This window comes from Rhizobium sp. BT03 (genome assembly GCF_030053155.1).
GTDB lineage: Bacteria > Pseudomonadota > Alphaproteobacteria > Rhizobiales > Rhizobiaceae > Rhizobium.
This window is the reverse complement of the sequence record NZ_CP125641.1, coordinates 17,636-37,389: the sequence shown is the minus strand read 5'-3', so window position 1 is coordinate 37,389 and position 19,754 is coordinate 17,636. Positions and strand designations below refer to the sequence as shown.

19 protein-coding genes are annotated in these 19,754 nt (G+C 63.5%); 9 read left to right on the top strand and 10 right to left on the bottom strand.

Going from position 1 to position 19,754, the window contains the following annotated elements:
• Window positions 1-280: 280 nt before the first annotated feature.
• Genes QMO80_RS22040 through QMO80_RS22025 form a run of 4 tightly spaced genes read right to left on the bottom strand, consistent with a single transcriptional unit; the run spans window position 281 to window position 5,357 of the window.
• A complete protein-coding gene (locus QMO80_RS22040) occupies window positions 281-1,720 on the bottom strand; it encodes a coniferyl aldehyde dehydrogenase (protein WP_283200554.1) in 1,440 nt (479 codons plus the stop codon).
• A 21-nt stretch (window positions 1,721-1,741) separates the two neighbouring features.
• On the bottom strand, window positions 1,742-2,848 hold the full coding sequence (locus QMO80_RS22035) for an NAD(P)-dependent alcohol dehydrogenase (protein WP_283200553.1): 1,107 nt from the start codon (window positions 2,846-2,848) through the stop codon (window positions 1,742-1,744).
• 56 nt (window positions 2,849-2,904) lie between these two features.
• Window positions 2,905-3,729: a p-hydroxycinnamoyl CoA hydratase/lyase gene (locus QMO80_RS22030; RefSeq protein WP_283200552.1), complete on the bottom strand. Its 825-nt coding sequence runs from the start codon at window positions 3,727-3,729 to the stop codon at window positions 2,905-2,907.
• A gap of 44 nt (window positions 3,730-3,773) precedes the next feature.
• Window positions 3,774-5,357 (bottom strand): AMP-binding protein, encoded by a 1,584-nt coding sequence (locus QMO80_RS22025; protein WP_283200551.1) that lies wholly within the window; start codon window positions 5,355-5,357, stop codon window positions 3,774-3,776.
• 202 nt (window positions 5,358-5,559) lie between these two features.
• Between QMO80_RS22025 and QMO80_RS22020 the strand changes: the two genes are divergently transcribed.
• Together QMO80_RS22020 and QMO80_RS22015 are read left to right on the top strand one after the other, a co-directional pair.
• Entirely contained in the window at window positions 5,560-6,045 is a 486-nt protein-coding gene (locus QMO80_RS22020) for a MarR family winged helix-turn-helix transcriptional regulator (protein ID WP_283200774.1), read from the top strand.
• 122 nt (window positions 6,046-6,167) lie between these two features.
• Window positions 6,168-7,574, top strand: a complete 1,407-nt coding sequence (locus QMO80_RS22015; RefSeq protein ID WP_283200550.1) for an adenylate/guanylate cyclase domain-containing protein — start codon at window positions 6,168-6,170, stop codon at window positions 7,572-7,574.
• Window positions 7,575-7,665: 91 nt separating this feature from the next.
• Here QMO80_RS22015 and QMO80_RS22010 read toward each other — a convergent pair whose 3' ends face one another.
• From QMO80_RS22010 to QMO80_RS21985, 6 genes are all read right to left on the bottom strand, one after another.
• A complete protein-coding gene (locus tag QMO80_RS22010; RefSeq protein WP_283200549.1) occupies window positions 7,666-8,169 on the bottom strand; it encodes an SRPBCC family protein in 504 nt (167 codons plus the stop codon).
• A complete protein-coding gene (locus QMO80_RS22005) occupies window positions 8,162-8,509 on the bottom strand; it encodes a helix-turn-helix transcriptional regulator (RefSeq protein WP_283200773.1) in 348 nt (115 codons plus the stop codon). Before QMO80_RS22005 ends, QMO80_RS22010 begins: the two co-directional genes overlap by 8 nt.
• 132 nt (window positions 8,510-8,641) lie before the next feature.
• Window positions 8,642-9,151, bottom strand: a complete 510-nt coding sequence (locus QMO80_RS22000) for a nucleoside kinase (RefSeq protein WP_283200548.1) — start codon at window positions 9,149-9,151, stop codon at window positions 8,642-8,644.
• Window positions 9,152-9,259: 108 nt separating this feature from the next.
• Window positions 9,260-10,369 carry a sulfite oxidase gene (locus QMO80_RS21995; protein WP_283200547.1) on the bottom strand — a complete coding sequence of 370 codons (1,110 nt, stop codon included), beginning with the start codon at window positions 10,367-10,369 and terminating at the stop codon, window positions 9,260-9,262.
• A 208-nt stretch (window positions 10,370-10,577) separates the two neighbouring features.
• Complete coding sequence (locus QMO80_RS21990) at window positions 10,578-11,246, bottom strand: DUF938 domain-containing protein (RefSeq protein ID WP_283200546.1); 669 nt, start codon at window positions 11,244-11,246, stop codon at window positions 10,578-10,580.
• A 319-nt stretch (window positions 11,247-11,565) separates the two neighbouring features.
• The gene (locus QMO80_RS21985) at window positions 11,566-12,465 is read right to left on the bottom strand and encodes an AraC family transcriptional regulator (protein ID WP_283200545.1); all 900 of its coding nucleotides are present in this window, start codon (window positions 12,463-12,465) and stop codon (window positions 11,566-11,568) included.
• Window positions 12,466-12,665: 200 nt separating this feature from the next.
• Between QMO80_RS21985 and QMO80_RS21980 the strand changes: the two genes are divergently transcribed.
• From QMO80_RS21980 to QMO80_RS21950, 7 genes are all read left to right on the top strand, one after another.
• The gene (locus QMO80_RS21980; protein WP_283200772.1) at window positions 12,666-14,132 is read left to right on the top strand and encodes an aldehyde dehydrogenase; all 1,467 of its coding nucleotides are present in this window, start codon (window positions 12,666-12,668) and stop codon (window positions 14,130-14,132) included.
• Window positions 14,133-14,200: 68 nt separating this feature from the next.
• Entirely contained in the window at window positions 14,201-15,502 is a 1,302-nt protein-coding gene (locus QMO80_RS21975) for an ABC transporter substrate-binding protein (RefSeq protein WP_283200544.1), read from the top strand.
• Between the two features lie 6 nt (window positions 15,503-15,508).
• Window positions 15,509-16,261 carry an ABC transporter ATP-binding protein gene (locus QMO80_RS21970; protein WP_283200543.1) on the top strand — a complete coding sequence of 251 codons (753 nt, stop codon included), beginning with the start codon at window positions 15,509-15,511 and terminating at the stop codon, window positions 16,259-16,261.
• The gene (locus QMO80_RS21965; protein ID WP_283200542.1) at window positions 16,258-16,986 is read left to right on the top strand and encodes an ABC transporter ATP-binding protein; all 729 of its coding nucleotides are present in this window, start codon (window positions 16,258-16,260) and stop codon (window positions 16,984-16,986) included. The genes QMO80_RS21970 and QMO80_RS21965 overlap by 4 nt, the downstream gene beginning before the upstream one ends.
• Window positions 16,983-17,897, top strand: coding sequence for a branched-chain amino acid ABC transporter permease (locus QMO80_RS21960; protein WP_283200541.1), 915 nt, complete (start codon window positions 16,983-16,985; stop codon window positions 17,895-17,897). The genes QMO80_RS21965 and QMO80_RS21960 overlap by 4 nt, the downstream gene beginning before the upstream one ends.
• Window positions 17,894-18,919: a branched-chain amino acid ABC transporter permease gene (locus tag QMO80_RS21955; protein ID WP_283200540.1), complete on the top strand. Its 1,026-nt coding sequence runs from the start codon at window positions 17,894-17,896 to the stop codon at window positions 18,917-18,919. Before QMO80_RS21960 ends, QMO80_RS21955 begins: the two co-directional genes overlap by 4 nt.
• Before the next feature lie 41 nt (window positions 18,920-18,960).
• Entirely contained in the window at window positions 18,961-19,746 is a 786-nt protein-coding gene (locus tag QMO80_RS21950) for a coniferyl-alcohol dehydrogenase (protein WP_283200539.1), read from the top strand.
• The last annotated feature ends 8 nt before the right edge of the window (window positions 19,747-19,754 follow it).

Here is a 19,754-nt window from a genome sequence, read left to right as displayed (position 1 = left end):
AACCGATCTCATGGGGCGGCATGGAATATCGACCAGGCAAGGCTGGCACGCCTGTTATAAGGCATGCTTAACAATCGCCCTCCTCTTCGCCTGGACATGCCCCGCGATGGCGCAATATTGCGTTATTCGGATAGGCCTGCGCGATCGGACTATTATTGCGCGATCAAAAGCCGCTGAGATGCCGATAGTTGCAGCGTGGTCCGCTGCGGGGCCATCCGAAATTCGCGGCGCCCCGCTGTCGAATAAAGGGGCCCGGCGTAGCCGCCGGGCACGTCCGCCGTTACTTGCAAATCGCCCCGGCCAGAAAGCCGCGCATCGCCTCGCCGAAGGGCGGCCGCATCATATATTCCGCCTCCACCATCCTGCTCTGGTGGTAGACGGCGCGGGGATGCGAGAAGGTGAGGAAGCCGAACTTGCCGTGATAGGCGCCCATGCCGGAATGGCCGACGCCGCCGAAAGGCAGACCTTCGGCCGTGACGTGGCTCATGCAGTCGTTGACCGTCACCCCGCCGGAGGTCGTATTGTCGAGAACCCGGCGCTCCTCTTCGCCATCCTGGCTGAAATAATAAAGGGCGAGCGGGCGCGGCTTGGCATTGATGCGGTCGACGACCTCGGCGATATCGCGGTAGGGAATGACCGGCAGCACCGGCCCGAAGATTTCCTCCTGCAGCACCCGCATATCCTCGGCCGTGTCCAGAATGAGGGTCGGGGGGATGCGGTGGGCCGATTGCTGCGAGAAATTCTCCGCCGCCGGATTGATCTCGACGATACGGGCGCCCTTTACCCTCGCATCGTCGATCAGGCCCTGGACGCGGGCATGGTGGCGGGCATTGACGATCGAAGTGTAATCAGGATTTTCCTTCAGCGTCGGATACATCGTGCCGACCGCCGCCACCGCGTGCTCGGCAAAGGCTTCGATGCTTTCCTCCGGCACATAGACATGATCCGGCGCTAGGCAGATCTGGCCGGCATTCAACGTCTTGACGGTCATGACGCGGCGCGCGGCATCCGCCAGATCGGCCGAGCGGCCGATGACGACGGGCGACTTGCCGCCGAGTTCGAGCGTGAGCGGCGTCAGGTTTTCCGCCGCCGCGCGCATGACATGGTGGGCGATCGCCGTGCCGCCGGTGAAGATCAGATGATCGAAGGCAAGTGATGTGAAAGCCGTGCCGGTGGCCGGCCCACCCTGGACGACGGCGATTTCCGTTTCGTCGAAGGCGCGGGTGATCAATTCCGCCATGAGCGCTGACGAAGCCGGCGTCACTTCCGACGGCTTGATCATGGCGCGGTTGCCGGCGGCCAGAATACCGGCAAGCGGCGCGAGCGCGAGCTGATAGGGGAAATTCCAGGGGCTGAGGATGCCCACAATTCCCTTCGGCTGATAGACCACCTCGGCGACCGCATCCGGGAACAGCGCCTCGTGCCGCTCGGGTTTCAGCCATTCGGCCAGATGGGCCTTGGCATATTTCAGCGAACCGACGCAGGTGAAAACATCGAGAAGCAGGCTTGCCTCGACGCTGCGGCTGCCGAAATCCTCCGACAGTGCGGCGGCGATGGCATCCTTATGGTCGACGAGAAGGGCGATGACACGGTCGATACGATCGGTACGGATCTCGATATCAGGCGGCCCGTCCTTCAGGAAGGACGCCCTTTGCCGGGCAAGCAGCGCCTTCATCGCATCGGGGCTGGTATCGGTGGCGATTGGGGTGATGGTGTTCATTGTTTCCTCCCTTGAACGGTATCAGGCGGCCGGCTGGCGCACGATCGGTTTCAGCACGATGCCCTTTTCCGCATCCTCCACCGCCCGGTTGATATCTGCGAAATCATAGAAGGTGACGAGCCTGTCGAAGGGGAAGCGGCCCTGCCGGTGAAGGTCGATCAGCAGAGGGATCAGCACGTCGGGATTGGAATCGCCCTCGACGATCCCGCGCACCCGGCGCCCGCCGGAGAGAATATGGGTGAGATCGAGCGTCAGCGTCGCGCCGTGCGGCGAGGCGCCGACGATGCCGCAGGTGCCGCGCGGCGCCAGCACCCGCACGCATTGATCGATGACGGCGGGCACGCCGGAGGCATCGATCGCATAATCGACGCCGGCGCCGGTCAGCGCAATGATCGCGGCAACGGCATCGTTTGCCTTGCCGTTGACGATATCGGTCGCGCCGAGTTCGGCGGCAAGCGCCAGCCGTGTTTCGTTGACGTCGACGGCGATGATCCTGGAAGCGCCGACAACCCGCGCCGCCATCACCGCGGCAAGACCGACGGAGCCCATGCCGAACACCGCGAGCACTTTTCCCGGTTCGACCTTCAGCGCATTCATGACCGCGCCGGCGCCGGTCTGGATGCCGCAGGCGAGCGGCCCGAGCAGCGCCAGATCCGCATCTCCAGGCACTTTCACGACATTGCGCTCATGGCAGAGCGCGTGGCTGGCGAAGGAAGACTGGCCGAAAATATTGCCGTTCACCCGCTCCCCTCTATAGGAGAGCCCGCTCGAACCATCGGCTCGAGACCCGAAGAAATTGCGCGGGAAGAATTCGTGGCAATAGGTCTCTTCGTGGTCATTGCAGCTCGGGCAATGACCGCAGGAATTGAAGGTCATGACCACGTGATCGCCCGGGACCACCTTGGCCACGCCCGGCCCGACACGCTCGACGATTCCGGCACCTTCATGGCCGAGCACCACCGGCTGCGGCACCGGCAGGTGCTGGTCGCGCATGACGATATCGGTGTGGCAGATCCCGGTCGCCACGACACGAACCAGGATCTCCCCCTCGCGCGGCTCCTCCAGATCGAGGCTTTCCAGCGAAAACGGCATATGCGGCGCACGCGCCACCGCGGCATGGATCTTCATTCTATCCTCCTCCCGATGATTTAGCTGCGAACGGCCCGGCCATGCCGGGCCTGATCTCAGCGGCTGCGCTTGTAGGCGCCGAGCCCCGGCTGATAGGTCTTGTCGTCGAGGAACTGCTTCAGCCCCTCGTCGCGCCCTTTGGTCTTGTCGAGAAACAGCATCTGCTCCAGCTTGGCGTAGATGTAATCGTCGGCGAGATCCCATGGCAGGTCGCGCACGCGCTTGTAGGTGTCCTTGGCGGCCTTCAGCGTCACCGGATTCTTTTCGAGCAGGCCGGCGCAGATCTTGCGGACGCGGGTTTCGAGCTCGGCGAGCGGCACGGCCTCGTTGACGAGGCCCATTTCGGCGGCCTTGCGCCCGCCGAACAATTCGCCGGTCATGATGTAGTAGAGCGCGTCGCGATGGCGCATCACCTCGGCAACCGCGCGGGTGACGTTGCCGCCCGGCAGAATGCCCCAGTTGATTTCGGAAAGGCCGAAATTCGCCTCTTCGGCGGCGATGGCGAGATCGCAGGACACCAGCGGCGTGAAGGCGCCGCCGAAGCACCAGCCGTTGACCATGGCGATCGTCGGCTTTTCGAAATACATCAGCCGGCTCCACCAGCCGCCGGACTGGCGCCGCGCCTTCAGCGTCGCATTCCGCGGCTTGTCGTCATTGTCGCGGAAATATTCCTTCAGATCCATGCCGGCGGACCAGGACTCGCCAGCGCCGCGCAGCACCAGGACACCGCAGCGCTCGTCGCCCTCGAGTTCGTCGAGCACCTCCAGCATCCGGGCATTCAAGGCCGGGTTCATCGCATTGCGCTTTTCGGGACGGTTGAGGGTCACGAAAGCGATGCCGTCATCGAATTCGACCAGAACCGGCGATTTCATATCAGTCATAAGTTTACTCCATTGGTTTCGGCATTGAATGCCGGGGCCGCTTGTCAGGCCTGTCGTTGAAGGGTTTCGTCGGAATGCAGCTGGCGCAGAACATGTTTCTGCACCTTGCCGGAGGCGGTGCGGGGAATGGTCTCGACGAAGAGGATGCGCGCCGGACGCTTGAAGGCGGCGAGCCTTGCGGCACAGTGGCCGGCGATCGCCTCGTCCGTGGCCGCGGCACCCGGCCGCAGCACGACATAGGCGATGCCGCATTCGCCCCATTTGACGTCGGGAATGCCGACAACCGCGACGTCGAGAATATCGGGATGGCTTGCGAGTGCCGCTTCGACCTCGGCGGGGTAAACATTCTCGCCACCGCTGATATACATGTCCTTCAGCCGGTCGACGATGCGATAGAAACCGTTGGCTTCGCGCCGGCCGAGATCGCCGGTGCGGTACCAGCCGTCGGTGAAGGCGGCAGCGGTTTCCCGCGGCTTGTTCCAGTAGCCCGGCGTCACCGCCGGCCCGCGCAGCCAGAGTTCGCCGATCTCGCCTTCGCCGACATCGCGACCAGCCTCATCGACGATGCGGATGTCAAGCAGCGGCGCCGGCAGACCGACGCTGCCGGGATTGTCCTGCACCGCGCGCCGGTCGATCGGCACATGCAGCACGGTTCCCGCCTCGCTCATGCCGTAGCCATTGACCAGCGCCACGCCGTCGCCGAGATAGCTTTCGATCAGCGCCTGCGTCAGCGGCGCGCCGCCGACAAAGAGCGCATGCAGGCCGGAAAGAGCCGCGGCGCTATAGGCGGGATCGCTCCGCAAGGCGAGCGCGATCTGCGGCACGGCGAAATAGTGGGTGATGGCGCGCTGCCGGTCGGCAAGGGCCGCAAGCGTGCGGGCCGGCGTGAAGCGGTCGGAGACGACGAGCGTGCCGCCGAGCATCAATGTGGTGCGCGCCACCGCGATCAGCCCGATCGTATGGAAGAACGGCAGGTCGCACAGAGCGACCGATCCCGGGCCGATCTCGCCGACGAAGGAAAAATTAACGGCGGCGAAAAAGGCGTTGCGGCGGGTGATGACGACGCCCTTCGGCTGTCCCGTCGTGCCTGACGTATAGAGCAGCACGCAAGGCCGATCGGCATCGGCGGGCATGGGCTCCGCCGGGAGGCTCGCCTCGATCCGGGCGGCAAGCCCGCCCGGGCCATCGGCCGTCGAGATCGCCGCCATGTCGGGAACCGCCTCCGCAAGGCTCGCCGCGGCCGCCGAAAACTCCTCATCGCAGACCAGAAGCGCCGGCGCGCAATCGGCCAGGATCGGCCGAAGCTCGGCGGCGTTGAGACGCCAGTTGAGCGGCACGTAGATGGCGCCGGCGCGCTGGCAGGCAAAGGCAAACACGATCGAATCCAGCGAATTGCGCGCCAGCATGGCGACACGCGCCCCGTCCCGCCGCGCTCCGAGCATAGCGCCGAGGAAGCCGGCGCAGCGGGCAATCCGCACATCGAGTTCGGCATAGGTCAGCTGCCGGCCGGTGGCGATCTCGAACAGAGCCTGACGATCCGGCGCGACGCGGGCGCGGTAAAGGATCGGATCATCCGTCACCAGTCCGCAATCCGCCGACGAAGCCATCCCGGAAAAGGAATGCGCCATTTTCTCCTCCCATGCCGCCGCTCCTCCGCGGCAGGCATCAAATTTGTATGCAACACATACTAATATCTTTTTCCGGTGAGATGCAAGAGGCTGTTTTCGACAAATCCTGGTGCTCGAGGGAGCACGGGAAATTTCCCAACGGGGATATTGACTAACCCGCTGATTTTGATGGTTATGGCGCCTGAACGAAGCGAGACGAATGATGGCCGCAAAACCACCGCAGGACGAAATCGAGGCCGAGGAGGCTTCCGCAGCGCCGCCGCTCGACGTCGGCCGGCTCGGCAATCTCCTCGGATTTCACCTGCGCATGGCGCATGTGGCGATCTATCGCGACTTCGCCGAAACCATGGAGGAGCTCGGGCTGACGCAGAAGCAGCTCGCGGTGATGGAACTTATCGCGGGCAATCCGGGCGCATCGCAGATCGACCTTGCCAATACGCTCGGCACCGACCGCGCCACGATGATGGCCCTAGTCAACCGGCTGGCAGCCCGGGACTTCGTCGAACGCCATCCTTCCGCGGCCGACCGCCGGCGCCAGGAGCTGCATCTGACGAAGGCCGGGCGCGCGATGCTCGCGCGGGCGCGCAAGCTGATCGACACGCATGAACAGCGTTTCATCGACCGGTTTTCATCGGACGAAATGGATGGGCTGCTGGCGGCGCTGAAGCGGATTTACAAGGGCGGTTGAATCCCGCTTTTGTTTGGGAAGCAGCAGCGTCCAGGCCGATAGATTTCTATTGGGAAACTCCCGTGTTATGATCCCGGTCCTGGCGTCGTCCGCCGTGGGTTCTGCACACGGAGACTTGTCTTATGAGCGAAATGGACGTGCTTTTTGCCACCCTGCGACAGGCGGCTGACCCGCAGGCGGTCGAGTGCATCGAAAACGTCGTCAAACATGGCTCGGATCGCGATCTCAATCGCATCAATGCGCTGGCCTTCGCCGAAAAACATCATCTCGATGAAGAGAAAACGATCGCGGCGCTCCTGCATGCGGCCCGCATCGGCGCGTTCGAGATGACCTGGAATGTGCTTTGCCCCGGATGCGGCGGCGTCCTCGACAGCGGCGCAACGCTGAAAGGGGTCGTCCAGGACACCTACCATTGCGCGCTGTGCGCGGCCGGATACGAACCGACGCTCGACGAGATGGTCGAGGTGACGTTCACGGTCAGCCCGCGTGTGCGCAGGATCGGCGCCCATGACCCAGATCTTTTGCCGCCGCTCGAATACTACCGCCAGATCTTCTTCAGCTCCGGCGTCGACCTGCCGGAGGACCTGGAGGCGCGGTTCGAACGCATCCTGCTGGAGATGATCGAGCTGGCGCCGGGCGAGAAGGCTTTCGTCTCTTTAAAACTGCCGGCGCAATTCGTCATCATCTTCGATGCGGTCACGCACTCGGCGCAGTTCATCGACGTCAAGGGGGAGCCCACCGACGAACGTCAAAACCTGTCGATGGTCATCAGCCGCGCGCATGCGCTGAACGAAACCCTCACCCTGCGTCCCGGGCTGCTGCGGCTCACTCTCGAAAACCACACCGATCGCAGAGTGGTGCCGAATGTCTGCATCGCAGGCGATGACCTGCACGACCTGCTGGGCCGCAGGCGGCCGTTTCTCACAGCCAAACGTCTGCTGACCAATCAGAGTTTCCGGGACATCTATCGGACCGACACGCTCGACGTCGACCAGCGCCTCAAGATCACCAGCCTGACTTTCCTCTTCACCGACTTGCGCGGCTCGACCGCGCTCTACGAGCGCGTCGGAGATCTTGCCGCCTTCGATCTGGTGCGGGCGCATTTCAGGGTCCTGCACGAGATCGTCGCCACGGAGGCCGGAGCAGTGGTGAAGACCATCGGCGATGCCGTGATGGCGACCTTTCCGAGCCCGGACCGCGCGGTGGCGGCAGCACTCAGAATGCGCGAGGCGATGCTTCGGCTGAATGCCGAACACGGCAGCGACGATCTCCTGCTGAAGATCGGCATCCATGAGGGACCATGCCTCGCGGTCAACCTGAACGACCGGCAGGACTATTTCGGCCAGACCGTCAATATCGCCTCCCGCGTCCAGGGCCTTGCCGACCCCAATGTGATCATGACGACGGAGGCGATCGTCGGCGATATCAAGGTTTCAGAAATCCTGCACGACAGCGGCATCAGCTCCGCCTCCCGGATGGCGGAGCTTCAAGGCATCGGGCGGGAGGTCAGGATCTTCGCGCTGTCGTGAGGTTGGTCTTCTCGTCGAGGTCCGCTCAAAAGGCCGGTCGGGTCCTTTCCCGAGAGCAGACGTTCCCTCGGTGCGAGTTTCCCGACCCGCGCTACTCGCCTAGGCCGGAAAGCAATTCGTCGAGCTGCTCCAACTGTTCCGGCAATGCGGCCGCCGAGCCCTGCAATGCTTCCTCAAGCGCCTCCTTGGATGGATAGACTTCGTGGAAAATCAGGAGCGTCTTCCCGCCTTGGTCCTCGAAGGTCACGGTCGTGATCGCGCCCTCTTCGCCCTCGTCGTTGGTCCAGACAATGCGTTCGTTCGGCACCACCTCGAGATACTTGCCATGGAAGGCCATGGTGTCCGAACCGCCGGCACCGAATTCCAGCCGATATTTGCCGCCGGTACGGACGTCCATATCGCACGATACGAGCGAAATGCCGGATACCGATTTTGGCACCCACCAGCGCTGGAACAGCTCGGGCTGGCTCCACGCCCTGTAAACCATGCTCGGCGGCGCATTGAATATCCGCGTTACCAAGAGTTCGCGATCCCCTCTGCGTTCGACTGACGTGCGGTTCTGCGCACCAGCTGCACCGTTACCTTGCTCAGTCATCGCTTCCCTCCAGGTTCATTTCGTTGATGATTTCGTCCAATGCTTCGAAGCGGGCCTCGAAGAGCTTGCGATGCGCCTCGATCCACTCGGCCTCCGCCTGGAGGCCGCGTTTCCCAAGCGTGCAGGTTCTCACCCGTCCGACCTTCTGCGTGACGACGAGCCCCGCCCGCTCGAGAACCTGGACATGCTTCTTCATGCCGGTCAGCGTCATCTGGAACTTATCCGCGAGACTGGTGATCGACGCGTCCCCTCGCCCAAGCTGATCTATGATGCCGCGGCGGGTCGCATCGGACAGCGCCGCAAACGAGAGATCGAGAGGAGAACCTAAATACTGAACCATATGGTTCAGTGTATAACCTGCTCGCGCAGGAAGCGCAAGCATCCCGAACTTTCCTTGCTGTAGACCGCACGCGGCGGCAGCAGAAAATCGTCTGGCGCGCGCCGACAGCTGCAGAAATGCTACTGCCGAGCTTCAGGTGAGGTGAGCGAGGATATCGTCGACGACACTTGGGACGGTATTCGCCGTGTCGATATGATTGCCGGCAGGAAGATACTCCCGGCTACGATGGTAGCGCAGTACCAGGGCCCGCTCGGCCGGCTCGAAGCCCGGCTCGTTCGGGCGCCCATCCAGTCGTCGGTTCAACGTCTCAACGTCGATGTCGAGCACGAAAACCTTATCGAACAGGTCCAGGAATTTGTGGAAATTGCGCGAACCGCCACAAAAGAACGTGGCAGGATGGCTGGTGTCGGCAGCGATTGCTCGGACCTTGTCGACAGGCCAGATCCAGTGAGCGTATCCCCAGGCGATGCGGTCTGCCTCTGCTGGTGGTCCTGCGAGCGCCTGGCCTGTCTCGGGGTCGCCGACATAGGCCAAAACGCGGTCACCATGGACGACATGGTAGCCCCGCCGCTCCAGTTCGGTAGCCACAGACGTCTTTCCAGTCCCCGAGCCGCCTTCGATCAGATAGTTCTTGATGCCCATGGGCCCTCTTTATCACGGCCTTCAATACGGTGAGAAGACACTCTACCCGGGTGCGCTCAGCCAACGAACTCACCTGATCAAGGCCGCCATTCCACCCCATGCGGGGGATTAGATCACGAATTCCTCCTCGTACGTCCGCGGCTCCGGAACGACCGTAACCTCCACCGGAACGATCCAATTGGCCGCGTAGCTCTCGCAGTCGGAACGCGGGAGGTCGGGCTGCACACCCCCCGCCGCATCGATCGCGCGACATCGCAGTATATATCGCCCCACTTCTTTAGGGGTCCACATGTACTCCCATAAGCGCCATGCAAAGGGACGTTCTGTTTCGAGGAGCCTTCCCTCGCGCCAGCCCCTGCCATCTCCGGTGCAGACCTGCACCTGCCGGACAACAGCCTCTCCACTCCAGGCGGCTCCGAAAATCCGGTACGGTTGGCCGGCGATGAGACGCGCACCCTGTACGGGACGCGCGATCTGCGCTTTGACCTCCATCTCCGCGAGGGGGACCAGCCTGGGTTCCCCGAGGCTGCGCTCCCAACGGAAATAGTCGCGCGCCTGCCAGTAGCCAAGGAACGGTTGCTCCACAACCGTGATATCAGTGATCCACTTGACCCAAGCCATGCCGAACCAGCCACCCACGACCGCGCGTAGCGGGTAGCCGTGATCGCGCGTCAACGGCTCCTCATTCATCGAATAGGCAAGGATCGTGCCGTCAGCGATGGCCTTTTCAAGCGGTAAACTGCGCGCAAAAGCGATGGGGCCGGGAGAAGCCGTTTTCTTGTTCGTGTCGACGACGCCGCTGTCTGCGCCTACGAGCAGAACCTCACATGCGGTTGGCTTAACGCCCGCCATTTCCAAAATCTCGCGCAGAAGAACACCTGTCCACGCGGCATTGCCGACGGCTCCGTTCTGCCACTGCAACCCCTCCTTCGGCGGCACATAGTAGACGCGCCCATTCCCTGCGCACTCGACGACGGCGGTCAAAGTCGTGCTCCGCATCGCCTTGATGCTGTCGAGGTCAAGTTCGATCGGCCGCTCCACCGCCCCGCCAACGCGCAATCTCCAGTCTCGCGCATCGAGGTCCGGCGACGGGAAATGGTTCCGCACGAAGAACAGCTCGGTTGGGATCAGCCAATCGGAAAGTGACGCAAACGGAAACTCGATGTTTGGTGGGGATTTCTGTCGAACTATTAGACTGGGTTGCTCTGGTGTCGGCATCGTCCTTGTCTCCCCTTCCAAGAGCACAATGTTGGCACTCGGTCGCGCGAATTCCGGTTCGATCACACCGCCCCTCGCAGTGCGTCTGTCGCGTTCCGTCTTCGGCCCCATCCTAGCACATACCGCACGTTCCTCGGATCGACCTCGAACGGCAGCAAAGGGCCCGAATGCTGCTATAGGCCCACGTCTCTTTCGCGCCCCTTGTCGTTCAGGCACTACTGCTGGAGAAGACCAGCAACATATTGTTGGCGGGCATCTCGATCGTCTCGCGGAGATTAAGTCCAGCGGCCTGACCCGCTTGCTCAAGATCAGCGATATCACGCACACCCCAGGATGGGTTGCGCTCCTTTAGAGCCGCGTCGAAAGCAGCGTTCGAGGGGGCGTTGTGTGCCCCGTCGCGCATGAATGGGCCGTAGAGAAGAAGAAGCCCACCAGCGTGAAGCAAACGGCCAGCTCCTGCGAACAATCCTAAGCTTGCCGCCCATGGCGCGATATGGATCATATTGATCGACACGATGACGTCAAAATGCCCGGTTTGTTCGACGCCCCATTGTCCTGAGCAGACATCAATATCCCGCGGTGCCAGCACATTCTTCAGCCCTGCGAATTTGATCCAGCTAGACGTGCTGGTGCGGGCGTCGGCATCCGGATCGCTCGGCTGCCAGGTGAGGTTGGGCATTGCTCCCGCAAAACACACGGCGTGCTCGCCGGTCCCGCATCCAATCTCCAGCACGGCGCCACGTGTTGGAAGGACACGTTTTAGGACCGCGAGGATCGGCGCCGAATTTCGCGCAACGGAAGGTGAGAATATGCGCTGGTCGGCGCTTACGTCGCGCTGTTCCAGCGCAACAGACGAACGGTTCTTCTCTGGGGGCATTGACCTTGAATCCCCTTTGGGCGACGTCTCCCACCTTATAGCTGAAATGATGGGACTGAAACCAAGCATTTCGGACTTACGAAGGGGTCGTCGGCGTGTGCGTTCGGCCGAAGGGGACCGAATGTCCACTTCGCGTCAGATCGCCCGCTAGGCTCAAGGTCTGCTTTCGAAAATCGGAGCTCGGAAGCCGTCGTTCACCCGATCCGTTGTGACGGTTACAATTGGCGCATTGCAGTCCTCCATCTCTTGGGGCTTCCCTATCAATGTGATTTGCGATCCAAGACCGGCAAATTCCAGCTTTGACCAATGAGCCCTGAGCCTAAGGCCAGTCGGCATAGCCTGAGGAGAGCATGCCGTTTTCCGAGCCGGCCGACGCGCGGGCGATGTCGCGGTAGCCGGCGGGGGAAAGACCGGTCTTGCGTTTGAAGAAATGGCTGAAATAGGTCGGATCGCGAAAGCCGAGGCTGTCGGAGATTTCCTGGATATTGCGGGCCGAGCGTTCCAGTCTGAGTTTTGCCTCCTGCACCACGCGCTCATGCAAAAGCTGGATCGGCGAGCGGCCGAGTCCCCTTTGGCAGATCGAATGAAGCCGGTCGGCGGTGACGCCCAGTTCAGCGGCATAGTCGCTGATCGGCCGATGCCGGCGGAAGCCGGCCTCGACCAGTTGCCGATATCGCTGCAGGATCGATCCGGTTTCGCCCTGCCCGCGCGGCTCGCTTCTCTCGCCTTCTGAACCGCGCCAAAGCGTCATCAGGATCAGCCGCATATAGGCCGATGCCACCATCCAGGAGGAACGGGAGGGATCGGCGAGTTCCCGCACGAAGCCTGAAATCAAGGGACTGATTTCAGCGACCAACAGGGGATCCAGTGCCTCGACCGGCTTGCGCTGCTCGGTGAAGATGCGCAGAGAATAGGATTCCACCTTGTCGCCGATCGCATCGACCATGACCTGCGCCGAGGCGCCGACGAGATGGGCCGCGGTTCCGGCGGAAATCGACAGGTCGCAGCGGGCCTGCGGCGGCAGGAAGGCAAGCAGCGGTCCCTGCAGCGAGCGATCTTCACCGCTGTCAAAGTGCAGTTCGGCCCGCCCCTCCCCGAGCAGAAGGAAATGGTAGAAATCGGCATAAAGCCCTTTTTGAAGACGGATGCGCCGATGCGACAGCGACGGCGCATGCCACTCGCCCCTGGCATAATGATGAATGCCACCGTCCGTCGCCAATGCCTCTCCTCCGCTCGCCTCAAACATTGCCGCAATCGCCGGATAATTACAATATTAACCCAATAAGTCGCATTCCATCCGCAATTGATCGGCGTAACCTTATCGTCATCAGCCTTTGGGAGGAGGCATTCCGATAGACGCGGCAACGCTGAGACAGCCTTCGGGCTGCTGCGTCCGCTCGTCTTCTCCCCATGGCAACAATGCGGGGTGAAACGGTGTTTTCGGCAAAGCTGATGATCAACAACGAGGCGATGGAGGCTTCCGAAGGGGCCACCTTCGAACGTATCGATCCGCTGACCGGCGATGTCGCAACGGTCGCCTCGGCAGGATCGGTCGTCGACATGACGCGGGCAGCGAACGCTGCCGCGGCCGCCTTTCCCGACTGGTCGCAGACCGGCCCCGGCGAACGGCGCCGGCTGCTGAATGCCGCAGCGGATCTGCTGGAGGCCCGCACGCCGGAGCTTATTGCCGCCATGACCGGCGAAACCGGCGCCACCGCGCAATGGGCGGCGATCAATTGCGGGCTCGGCGCCGATATCCTTCGCGAGGCGGCGGCGATGACCACGCAAATCACAGGCGAGCTCATTCCGTCAGGTATTCCCGGCAGCCTCGCCATGGCCGCGCGCCAGCCGGCCGGCGTCTGCGTCGGCATCGCCCCCTGGAATGCGCCGGTCATTCTCGGCGCCCGCGCCGTCGCCATGCCGCTTGCCTGCGGCAACACGGTCGTCCTGAAAGCCTCGGAGCTCTGCCCGAAGACCCATGGCCTGATCGGCGACATCATGCGCGATGCCGGTTTCCCGCGCGGCGTCGTCAATGTCGTCTCCAATGCGCCGGGCGATGCCGCCGCCGTCGTCGATGCCCTCATCGCCCATCCGGCCGTGCGCCGCATCAACTTCACCGGCTCCACCCGCGTCGGCAGGATCATCGCAGAAAGCGCGGCAAGGCATCTGAAGCGCTGCCTGCTCGAACTCGGCGGCAAGGCACCGTTCATCGTGCTTGCCGACGCCGATATCGACGAGGCGGTCAGCGCCGCCGCCTTCGGCGCCTTCATGAACCAGGGCCAGATCTGCATGTCGACCGAGCGGATCATCCTGATGGACGAGATCGCCGACCACTTCGTCGGCAAGTTCGGGACGAAAGCCACGACCCTCGTCGCAGGCCACCCCGGGGAAGGCAACACGCCGCTCGGCACGCTGATCAATGCCGAGGCCGTGCGCCGCGTCAGATCGCTGATCGACGACGCCCTGCAGAAGGGCGCAGTGCTCGTCTGCGGCGGCGAGGCCCACGGCACGCTGATGGATGCGACCGTCATCGACCACGTGACGCCGGCCATGCGCATCTACCGCGAGGAGAGCTTCGGCCCGGTCGCTGCGATCATTCGCGTCGGCAGCGTCGATGAGGCCGTGACGGTTGCCAACGACAATGAATACGGGCTTTCGGCGGCGGTTTTCAGCGCCGATGTCAATGCGGCGCTTGCCGTCGCCATGCGGCTCGAATCCGGCATCTGCCACATCAACGAGGCCACGGTTTCCGACGAGCCGCAGATGCCGTTCGGCGGCGTCAAATCGAGCGGCTACGGCCGCTTCGGCGGCAAGGCGGCGATCGACGAATTCACCGAGCTCCGATGGGTCACCATGGCATCGGGAAAACGGCAATACCCGATCTGAACAGCAGGTCGGCCGGAATGAACAGGAAAACGGGCGGGAGGCCCGCATCGAGAGGGAGGAATGATTTCATGAGCGGAAAATTCAACGCGGCGATACTGACCCGCCGGTCTTTCATCGCGTCGGCTGCGGCAGGCAGCGCGGCATTGGCGCTTTCCGGCCGCACGGCTTTCGCTGAGAGCGATACGCTGAAGGTCGGCTTCATCAGTCCGCGCACCGGCCCGCTCGGCGGATTCGGCGAGACGGACGGTTATGTTCTCGACCTCGCACGCAAGGCGCTGGCGAACGGCCTGCAGGCTGGCGGCAAGACCTGGAAGGTCGAGATCCTCGACCAGGACACCCAATCCGACCCCTCGCGCGCCGGCCAACTGGCGAAGGACCTGATCAACAACCAGGCGATCGACTTGATGCTCGCTGTCTCGACGCCCGAAACCATCAATCCGGTGGCCGACGCCTGCGAAGCGGCAGGCATTCCCTGCCTGTCCACGGTCATGCCCTGGGAAGCCTGGTATTTCGGCCGCGGCGCCAAGCCGGGCGCGCCCTCGCCGTTCAAGTGGACCTATCATTTCGGCTTCGGCGTCGAAGAGTTCCACAAGGCCTATGTCTCGCAGTGGAACCTGATCGAGACCAACAAGAAGGTCGGCGTCATGTATCCCAACGATGCCGACGGCAATGCGATCCGCGCCCATCTGGCGCCCGCACTTGCCAAGGCCGGCTTCACCATCGTCGATCCCGGCGCTTACGAAACCGGAACCACCGATTTTACGGCGCAGATCGCCCTTTTCCGGCAGGAGGGTGTCGAGATCTTCAACTCCTTCCCGATACCGCCCGATTTCGCCGCCTTCTGGCGTCAGGCCGCACAGCAGGGTCTCACCCAGCAGATCAAGATCTGCCAAGTGGCCAAGACAGGCCTGTTTCCCTCCGACATCGAGGCGCTCGGCGATCTCGGCATGAACATCGGCAGCGCCGCCTACTGGCACAAGGCCTTCCCCTATAAATCCACGCTGACCGGCGTCTCCGGAACCGAGCTTGCCGACGGCTATGAAACGGCAAGCGGCAAGCAGTGGACGCAGCAGCTCGGCGCCAGCCTGGCGCTTCTCGATGCCGGTTTCGATGCGCTGAAGGCGAGCAGCGACGTCAAGAGCAAGGAAGCCGTCGCCAAGGCGATCGCCACGCTGAAAACCACGACGATCGCCGGCAAGGTCGACTTCACCAGCGGCCCGGTCGCCAACGTTTCGCCCGGGCCGATCATCGGCACGCAATGGGTGAAGGCGGCCGAGGGCTCGAAATTCGCGCTCGACTATGTCGTCACCGAAAACGCCACCGACCCCAATGTCCCGGTCGGCGCCAAGCTCATCGCTTATAACGGGTAACGCACGGTGCAGCAGCTAGCTCAAAATCGGCCGGGAGGAGCCTTTCTCTCGGCCAAAGGGATCCACAAGCAGTTCGGGGCGCTCGTCGTTCTGGAGAACCTGGATTTTTCCATGGGCGATGGCGATGCCATCGGCATTGTCGGGCCGAACGGCGCGGGCAAGACGACGCTGCTCTCCGTACTGGCCGGCGCCTTCCCGCCAAGTGCCGGAACCATCACCTTCGACGGCGTCGATGTCACCGGCCGGACGGCGGCGGAACGCTGCCGTTCCGGGCTGGTGCGGACCCATCAGGTGCCCAAACCCTTCAGCGGCATGACGACCTTCGAAAATGTCTTCGTCGCCGCATCGCACGGCCATGCAGCAAACCGCGACGAAGCCTATGAGCGTGTGGTGGATTCGCTTTCGCTCTGCGGCATGCTCGGGGTGGCCAACCGCCCGGCCGACACGCTCGGCCTTCTCGATCGCAAACGCCTGGAGCTTGCCCGCGCACTCGCCACGCAGCCGCGGCTGCTGCTGCTCGACGAGATCGGCGGCGGCCTGACCGATGGCGAGGCAAGTGAACTCGTCGAAACCATCCTCGAATTGCGCCGCCGCGGCATCGGCATCGTCTGGATCGAGCATATCGTCCATATCCTGCTGCAGGTGGCGGAACGGCTGATCTGCATGGACGCCGGCAGGATCATCGCCGATGGCGAGCCGAAAGCGGTCATGAGCAACGCCGAAGTGGTCAAGGCCTATCTCGGAGGGACGCCGGCATGAGCCTCCTTTCCATCCGCAATCTCGACGTCCGCCACGGCCTTCTGCAGGCGGTGCGCGGGGTCAGTTTCGATATCGCCAAGGGCGAGGTGCTGGCGCTGGTCGGGGCCAACGGCGCGGGCAAGACGACGCTGCTGAGATCGATCGCCGGCGCCCACCTTCCCTCCTCCGGGCACGTTCTTCTCAACGATGAGGACCTGGCCTCCGTGCCTTCCCATAAGAGGATCGCCAAGGGCATCGCTTTGGTGCCGGAAGGCCGACGGCTGTTTTCGCAGATGACCGTCGAAGAGAACCTGCTTCTCGGAAAGAGCTGCGGCCGCAAGGGCGAGTGGAGCATCGATCGTGTCCTCGACGCCTTCCCGAACCTGAAGCCCCGCCGCCATGCCAAAACCGGGCATCTCTCGGGCGGCGAACAGCAGGCGACCGCGATCGGCCGGGCGCTGATGAGCAACCCGGATATTCTGCTGCTGGATGAAGTCTCGCTCGGGCTTTCGCCTCTGGTCGTCGACCGCGTTTATGCCCAGCTGCAGGCATTGCTGACCTCGGGAACGACGATCGTGCTCGTCGAGCAGGATCTTGCCCGCGCCATGAGCGTCGCAAGCCGTGTCGTCTGCATGCTGGAAGGACGCGTCGTCCTCGATAGGCCGGCCACCGCCGTCACCCGCGAGCACGTCACTCAGGCCTATTTCGGGCTGCATCGGGCCGCCGGCGAAAGGAGCCCATCATGATCAACTCCCTTATCCAGGGCATCCTGCTCGGCGGCTATTACGCCGTCATCGCCTGCGGCCTGTCCTTCATGTTTTCAGTCATGCGGATCATCAATCTCGCGCATGGCAGCCTGGCGGTCGCGGCCGCCTATGGGCTGTGGCTGCTCGCCGCCAAGGCCGGCATTCCACCTTTCGCCGGGCTGCTGATCGTGCTGCCGGTCATGGCGGCGATCGGCTGGCTGCTGCAGCGCTTCATTCTCGAACGCAGCGCCCGCGGCGGCACGCTGCTGCCGATCCTCACCACCTTCGGCCTGTCGATCGTCATCGACAACCTGCTGTTCGAACAGTTCGGCGCCGATACCCGGTCGCTCGCGCCCTTCATCGGCAACCTGTCCTATGCATCCTGGCAGCTGCCGGGCCACATCTTCGTCGGCAAGCTCGCCGTGATGATGATGGTGACGGCGGTCCTCGTTGTCGGCGCGCTGCAGTTTTTCCTCAGCCGTTTTGCGCTCGGCCGCGCCATCCGCGCCACGGCCGAAGACCCCGATACGGCAGGGCTGGTCGGCATCGACGCGCGGCGGGTCAATGCCGTCGCCACCGCCATCACCATGGTGACGATCGGGATTGCCGGCGCCTTTCTCGGTATGCGGGCGACCTTCAGCCCCTATGCCGGCGGCCCGCAGCTTCTCTTCGCCTTCGAGACGGCCGTCATCGGCGGAGCCGGATCGCTCTGGGGCACGCTTGCCGGCGGCATCGTGCTCGGCCTTGCGCAATCGCTCGGCGCGCAGTTGCACCCGCAAGGCTTCCTGATCGGCGGCCATGCCGTGTTCCTGCTCGTTCTTTTCGTCAGGCTGTCCCGCTTCGGCATGCCTCAACTCGACAAGCTCGGCGCGTTCCTCAATTTTCGCGCCCGTCTTCGGAGCCCGACATGACATTCGTCTCCAACGGAATATCGATAGAACGCTGGACAAGGGCCTCGCGGCTGGCGCTCGGCTCGATGGCGGCGGTGCTGGCGCTCCTGGCGCTCGCCCCCGCCGTGCTCGGGGCCGGCGCGATCGACAGGCTGACGGCCCTCTTCATCTATGTGATCCTTGCGGCCATGTGGAATGCGCTCGCCGGTTTCGGCGGGTTGGTGTCGGTCGGCCAGCAGGTGTTCTTCGGCCTCGGCGCCTATTTCACCATTCGGCTCGCTGATGCCGGGCTCGACCCCTTCGTCTCGGTCTTTGCCGCCGCGATCGTGACCGGCGCTCTGTCGATCCCGCTCTCGCTGTTCATGCTGCGGCTGAAGGGCGGCGAGTTCGCGATCGGCATGTGGGTCGTGGCTGAACTCGCGCATCTGCTCGTCAACCTCGACCGGCTGATCCAGGGGGAAACCGGAACCTCGCTGATCTCGCTCAACCTCTATGACAGCGGCATGCGGCGGGCGACGATCTACTGGCTGGCGCTGGCGTCCATGGCGGCCCTGCTCGGCGCTCTCTTCATGCTGATGCGCAGCCGCGCGGGCGCCGCCATGCAGGCGATCCGCGACAATGAGGAGGCGGCGACCTCGGTCGGCGTGCGGGTGACCGCGACCAAGAGGCTGCTCTTCGTGCTCGCCGCCTTCGGCATTGCGATTGCCGGCGGCCTGTGGCTGGCGACGGCCACCACCTTCCAGCCGAAGACCTATTTCAGCGTCCAGTGGACGGCCTACATGATCTTCATGGTACTCGTCGGCGGAATCGGCAAGTTCGAGGGCGCGATCCTCGGCGCCATCCTGTTCTTCGTCATCGAGACCGTCTTCGGAGGCGCCGGCGTCTGGTACCTGATCGGCCTCGGCGCCACCGCCCTGATTTTCTCCCTCTATCTGCCGCGCGGCCTCTGGGGCGAAATCGAGCGCCGCTTCGATTTTCAGCTTCTGCCGGTCGGCTACCGGCTGAAACTGCCCGGTCCCACCAAGATCAAATGGAAGGAATGAGCCGGTTTGCTTGCCGGACTCTCCAGCGAAAGGTGACGTTCATGCTTTTTGGTAAAACAATCCTGGTGACCGGCGTGGCCTCCGGCATCGGCGCCCGTACGGCGGAACTGGCCGGCCAGATGGGCGCCGAGGTCATCGGTGTCGATGTGCGCGAACCGGCCGGTGGAAGTGCCGCCTTCATCAAGGCCGATCTGTCCACGCCATCGGGCGTCGCCGAGATCGTTGCACGGCTCCCGGCGCGTCTCGATGCGCTCGCCAATGTCGCCGGCCTCTCCGGCAGCACCGGTGTCGTCTCGACGCTCGCCGTCAATTTCTACGGTCTGCGCGCCCTGTCGGAGGCCGTGGCGCCCCGACTGCGCGAAGGCAGCGCCGTCGTCAACGTCGCCTCGATCGCCGGTTACGGCTGGCGGGCCAATCTCGCGCGGGCAAAGTCGCTGACCTCGATCGAGGGCTTTCCCGATGTCGCGGCGATCGTTGCCGAACATGGTCTCACGGACGAGCAAGCCTACCCGCTCTCCAAGGAGCTGCTGCTGCTCTGGACCATGCGCGCGGCCCACCAGCCGCTGTTCAAGCAGCGTGGCATCCGCGTCAATGCGGTGAGCCCCGGGCCGGTGGAAACGCCGATCCTCAAACAGTTCCGCGCCGTGCTCGGCGACGCCAGGGTCGACAGCGACATCACCCGCGTCGGCCGCGCCGGCACCGCCGCCGATATTGCGCCCGCCGTGCTCTTCCTCTGCTCGGATGGCGGACGCTGGATCAACGGCGCCAATCTTGCCGCCGACGGCGGCCTCGAAGCATCCATCAATGCCGACGTCCTCGGCTTCTAGTCATTCTC

Bases quoted from the DNA above. Each gene is read 5' to 3' on its own strand.
- QMO80_RS22030 (WP_283200552.1), bottom strand. From the start codon at position 3,729: ATGACTGATATGAAATCGCCGGTTCTGGTCGAATTCGATGACGGCATC.
- QMO80_RS22035 (WP_283200553.1), bottom strand. From the start codon at position 2,848: ATGAAGATCCATGCCGCGGTGGCGCGTGCGCCGCATATGCCGTTTTCG.
- QMO80_RS22010 (WP_283200549.1), bottom strand. From the start codon at position 8,169: ATGACTGAGCAAGGTAACGGTGCAGCTGGTGCGCAGAACCGCACGTCA.
- QMO80_RS21990 (WP_283200546.1), bottom strand. From the start codon at position 11,246: ATGCCCCCAGAGAAGAACCGTTCGTCTGTTGCGCTGGAACAGCGCGAC.
- QMO80_RS21955 (WP_283200540.1), top strand. From the start codon at position 17,894: ATGACATTCGTCTCCAACGGAATATCGATAGAACGCTGGACAAGGGCC.
- QMO80_RS21950 (WP_283200539.1), top strand. From the start codon at position 18,961: ATGCTTTTTGGTAAAACAATCCTGGTGACCGGCGTGGCCTCCGGCATC.
- QMO80_RS21975 (WP_283200544.1), top strand. From the start codon at position 14,201: ATGAGCGGAAAATTCAACGCGGCGATACTGACCCGCCGGTCTTTCATC.
- QMO80_RS21995 (WP_283200547.1), bottom strand. From the start codon at position 10,369: ATGCCGACACCAGAGCAACCCAGTCTAATAGTTCGACAGAAATCCCCA.
- QMO80_RS22020 (WP_283200774.1), top strand. From the start codon at position 5,560: ATGGCCGCAAAACCACCGCAGGACGAAATCGAGGCCGAGGAGGCTTCC.
- QMO80_RS22015 (WP_283200550.1), top strand. From the start codon at position 6,168: ATGAGCGAAATGGACGTGCTTTTTGCCACCCTGCGACAGGCGGCTGAC.
- QMO80_RS21960 (WP_283200541.1), top strand. From the start codon at position 16,983: ATGATCAACTCCCTTATCCAGGGCATCCTGCTCGGCGGCTATTACGCC.
- QMO80_RS22005 (WP_283200773.1), bottom strand. From the start codon at position 8,509: ATGGTTCAGTATTTAGGTTCTCCTCTCGATCTCTCGTTTGCGGCGCTG.
- QMO80_RS22025 (WP_283200551.1), bottom strand. From the start codon at position 5,357: ATGGCGCATTCCTTTTCCGGGATGGCTTCGTCGGCGGATTGCGGACTG.
- QMO80_RS22040 (WP_283200554.1), bottom strand. From the start codon at position 1,720: ATGAACACCATCACCCCAATCGCCACCGATACCAGCCCCGATGCGATG.
- QMO80_RS21980 (WP_283200772.1), top strand. From the start codon at position 12,666: ATGCGGGGTGAAACGGTGTTTTCGGCAAAGCTGATGATCAACAACGAG.
- QMO80_RS22000 (WP_283200548.1), bottom strand. From the start codon at position 9,151: ATGGGCATCAAGAACTATCTGATCGAAGGCGGCTCGGGGACTGGAAAG.
- QMO80_RS21965 (WP_283200542.1), top strand. From the start codon at position 16,258: ATGAGCCTCCTTTCCATCCGCAATCTCGACGTCCGCCACGGCCTTCTG.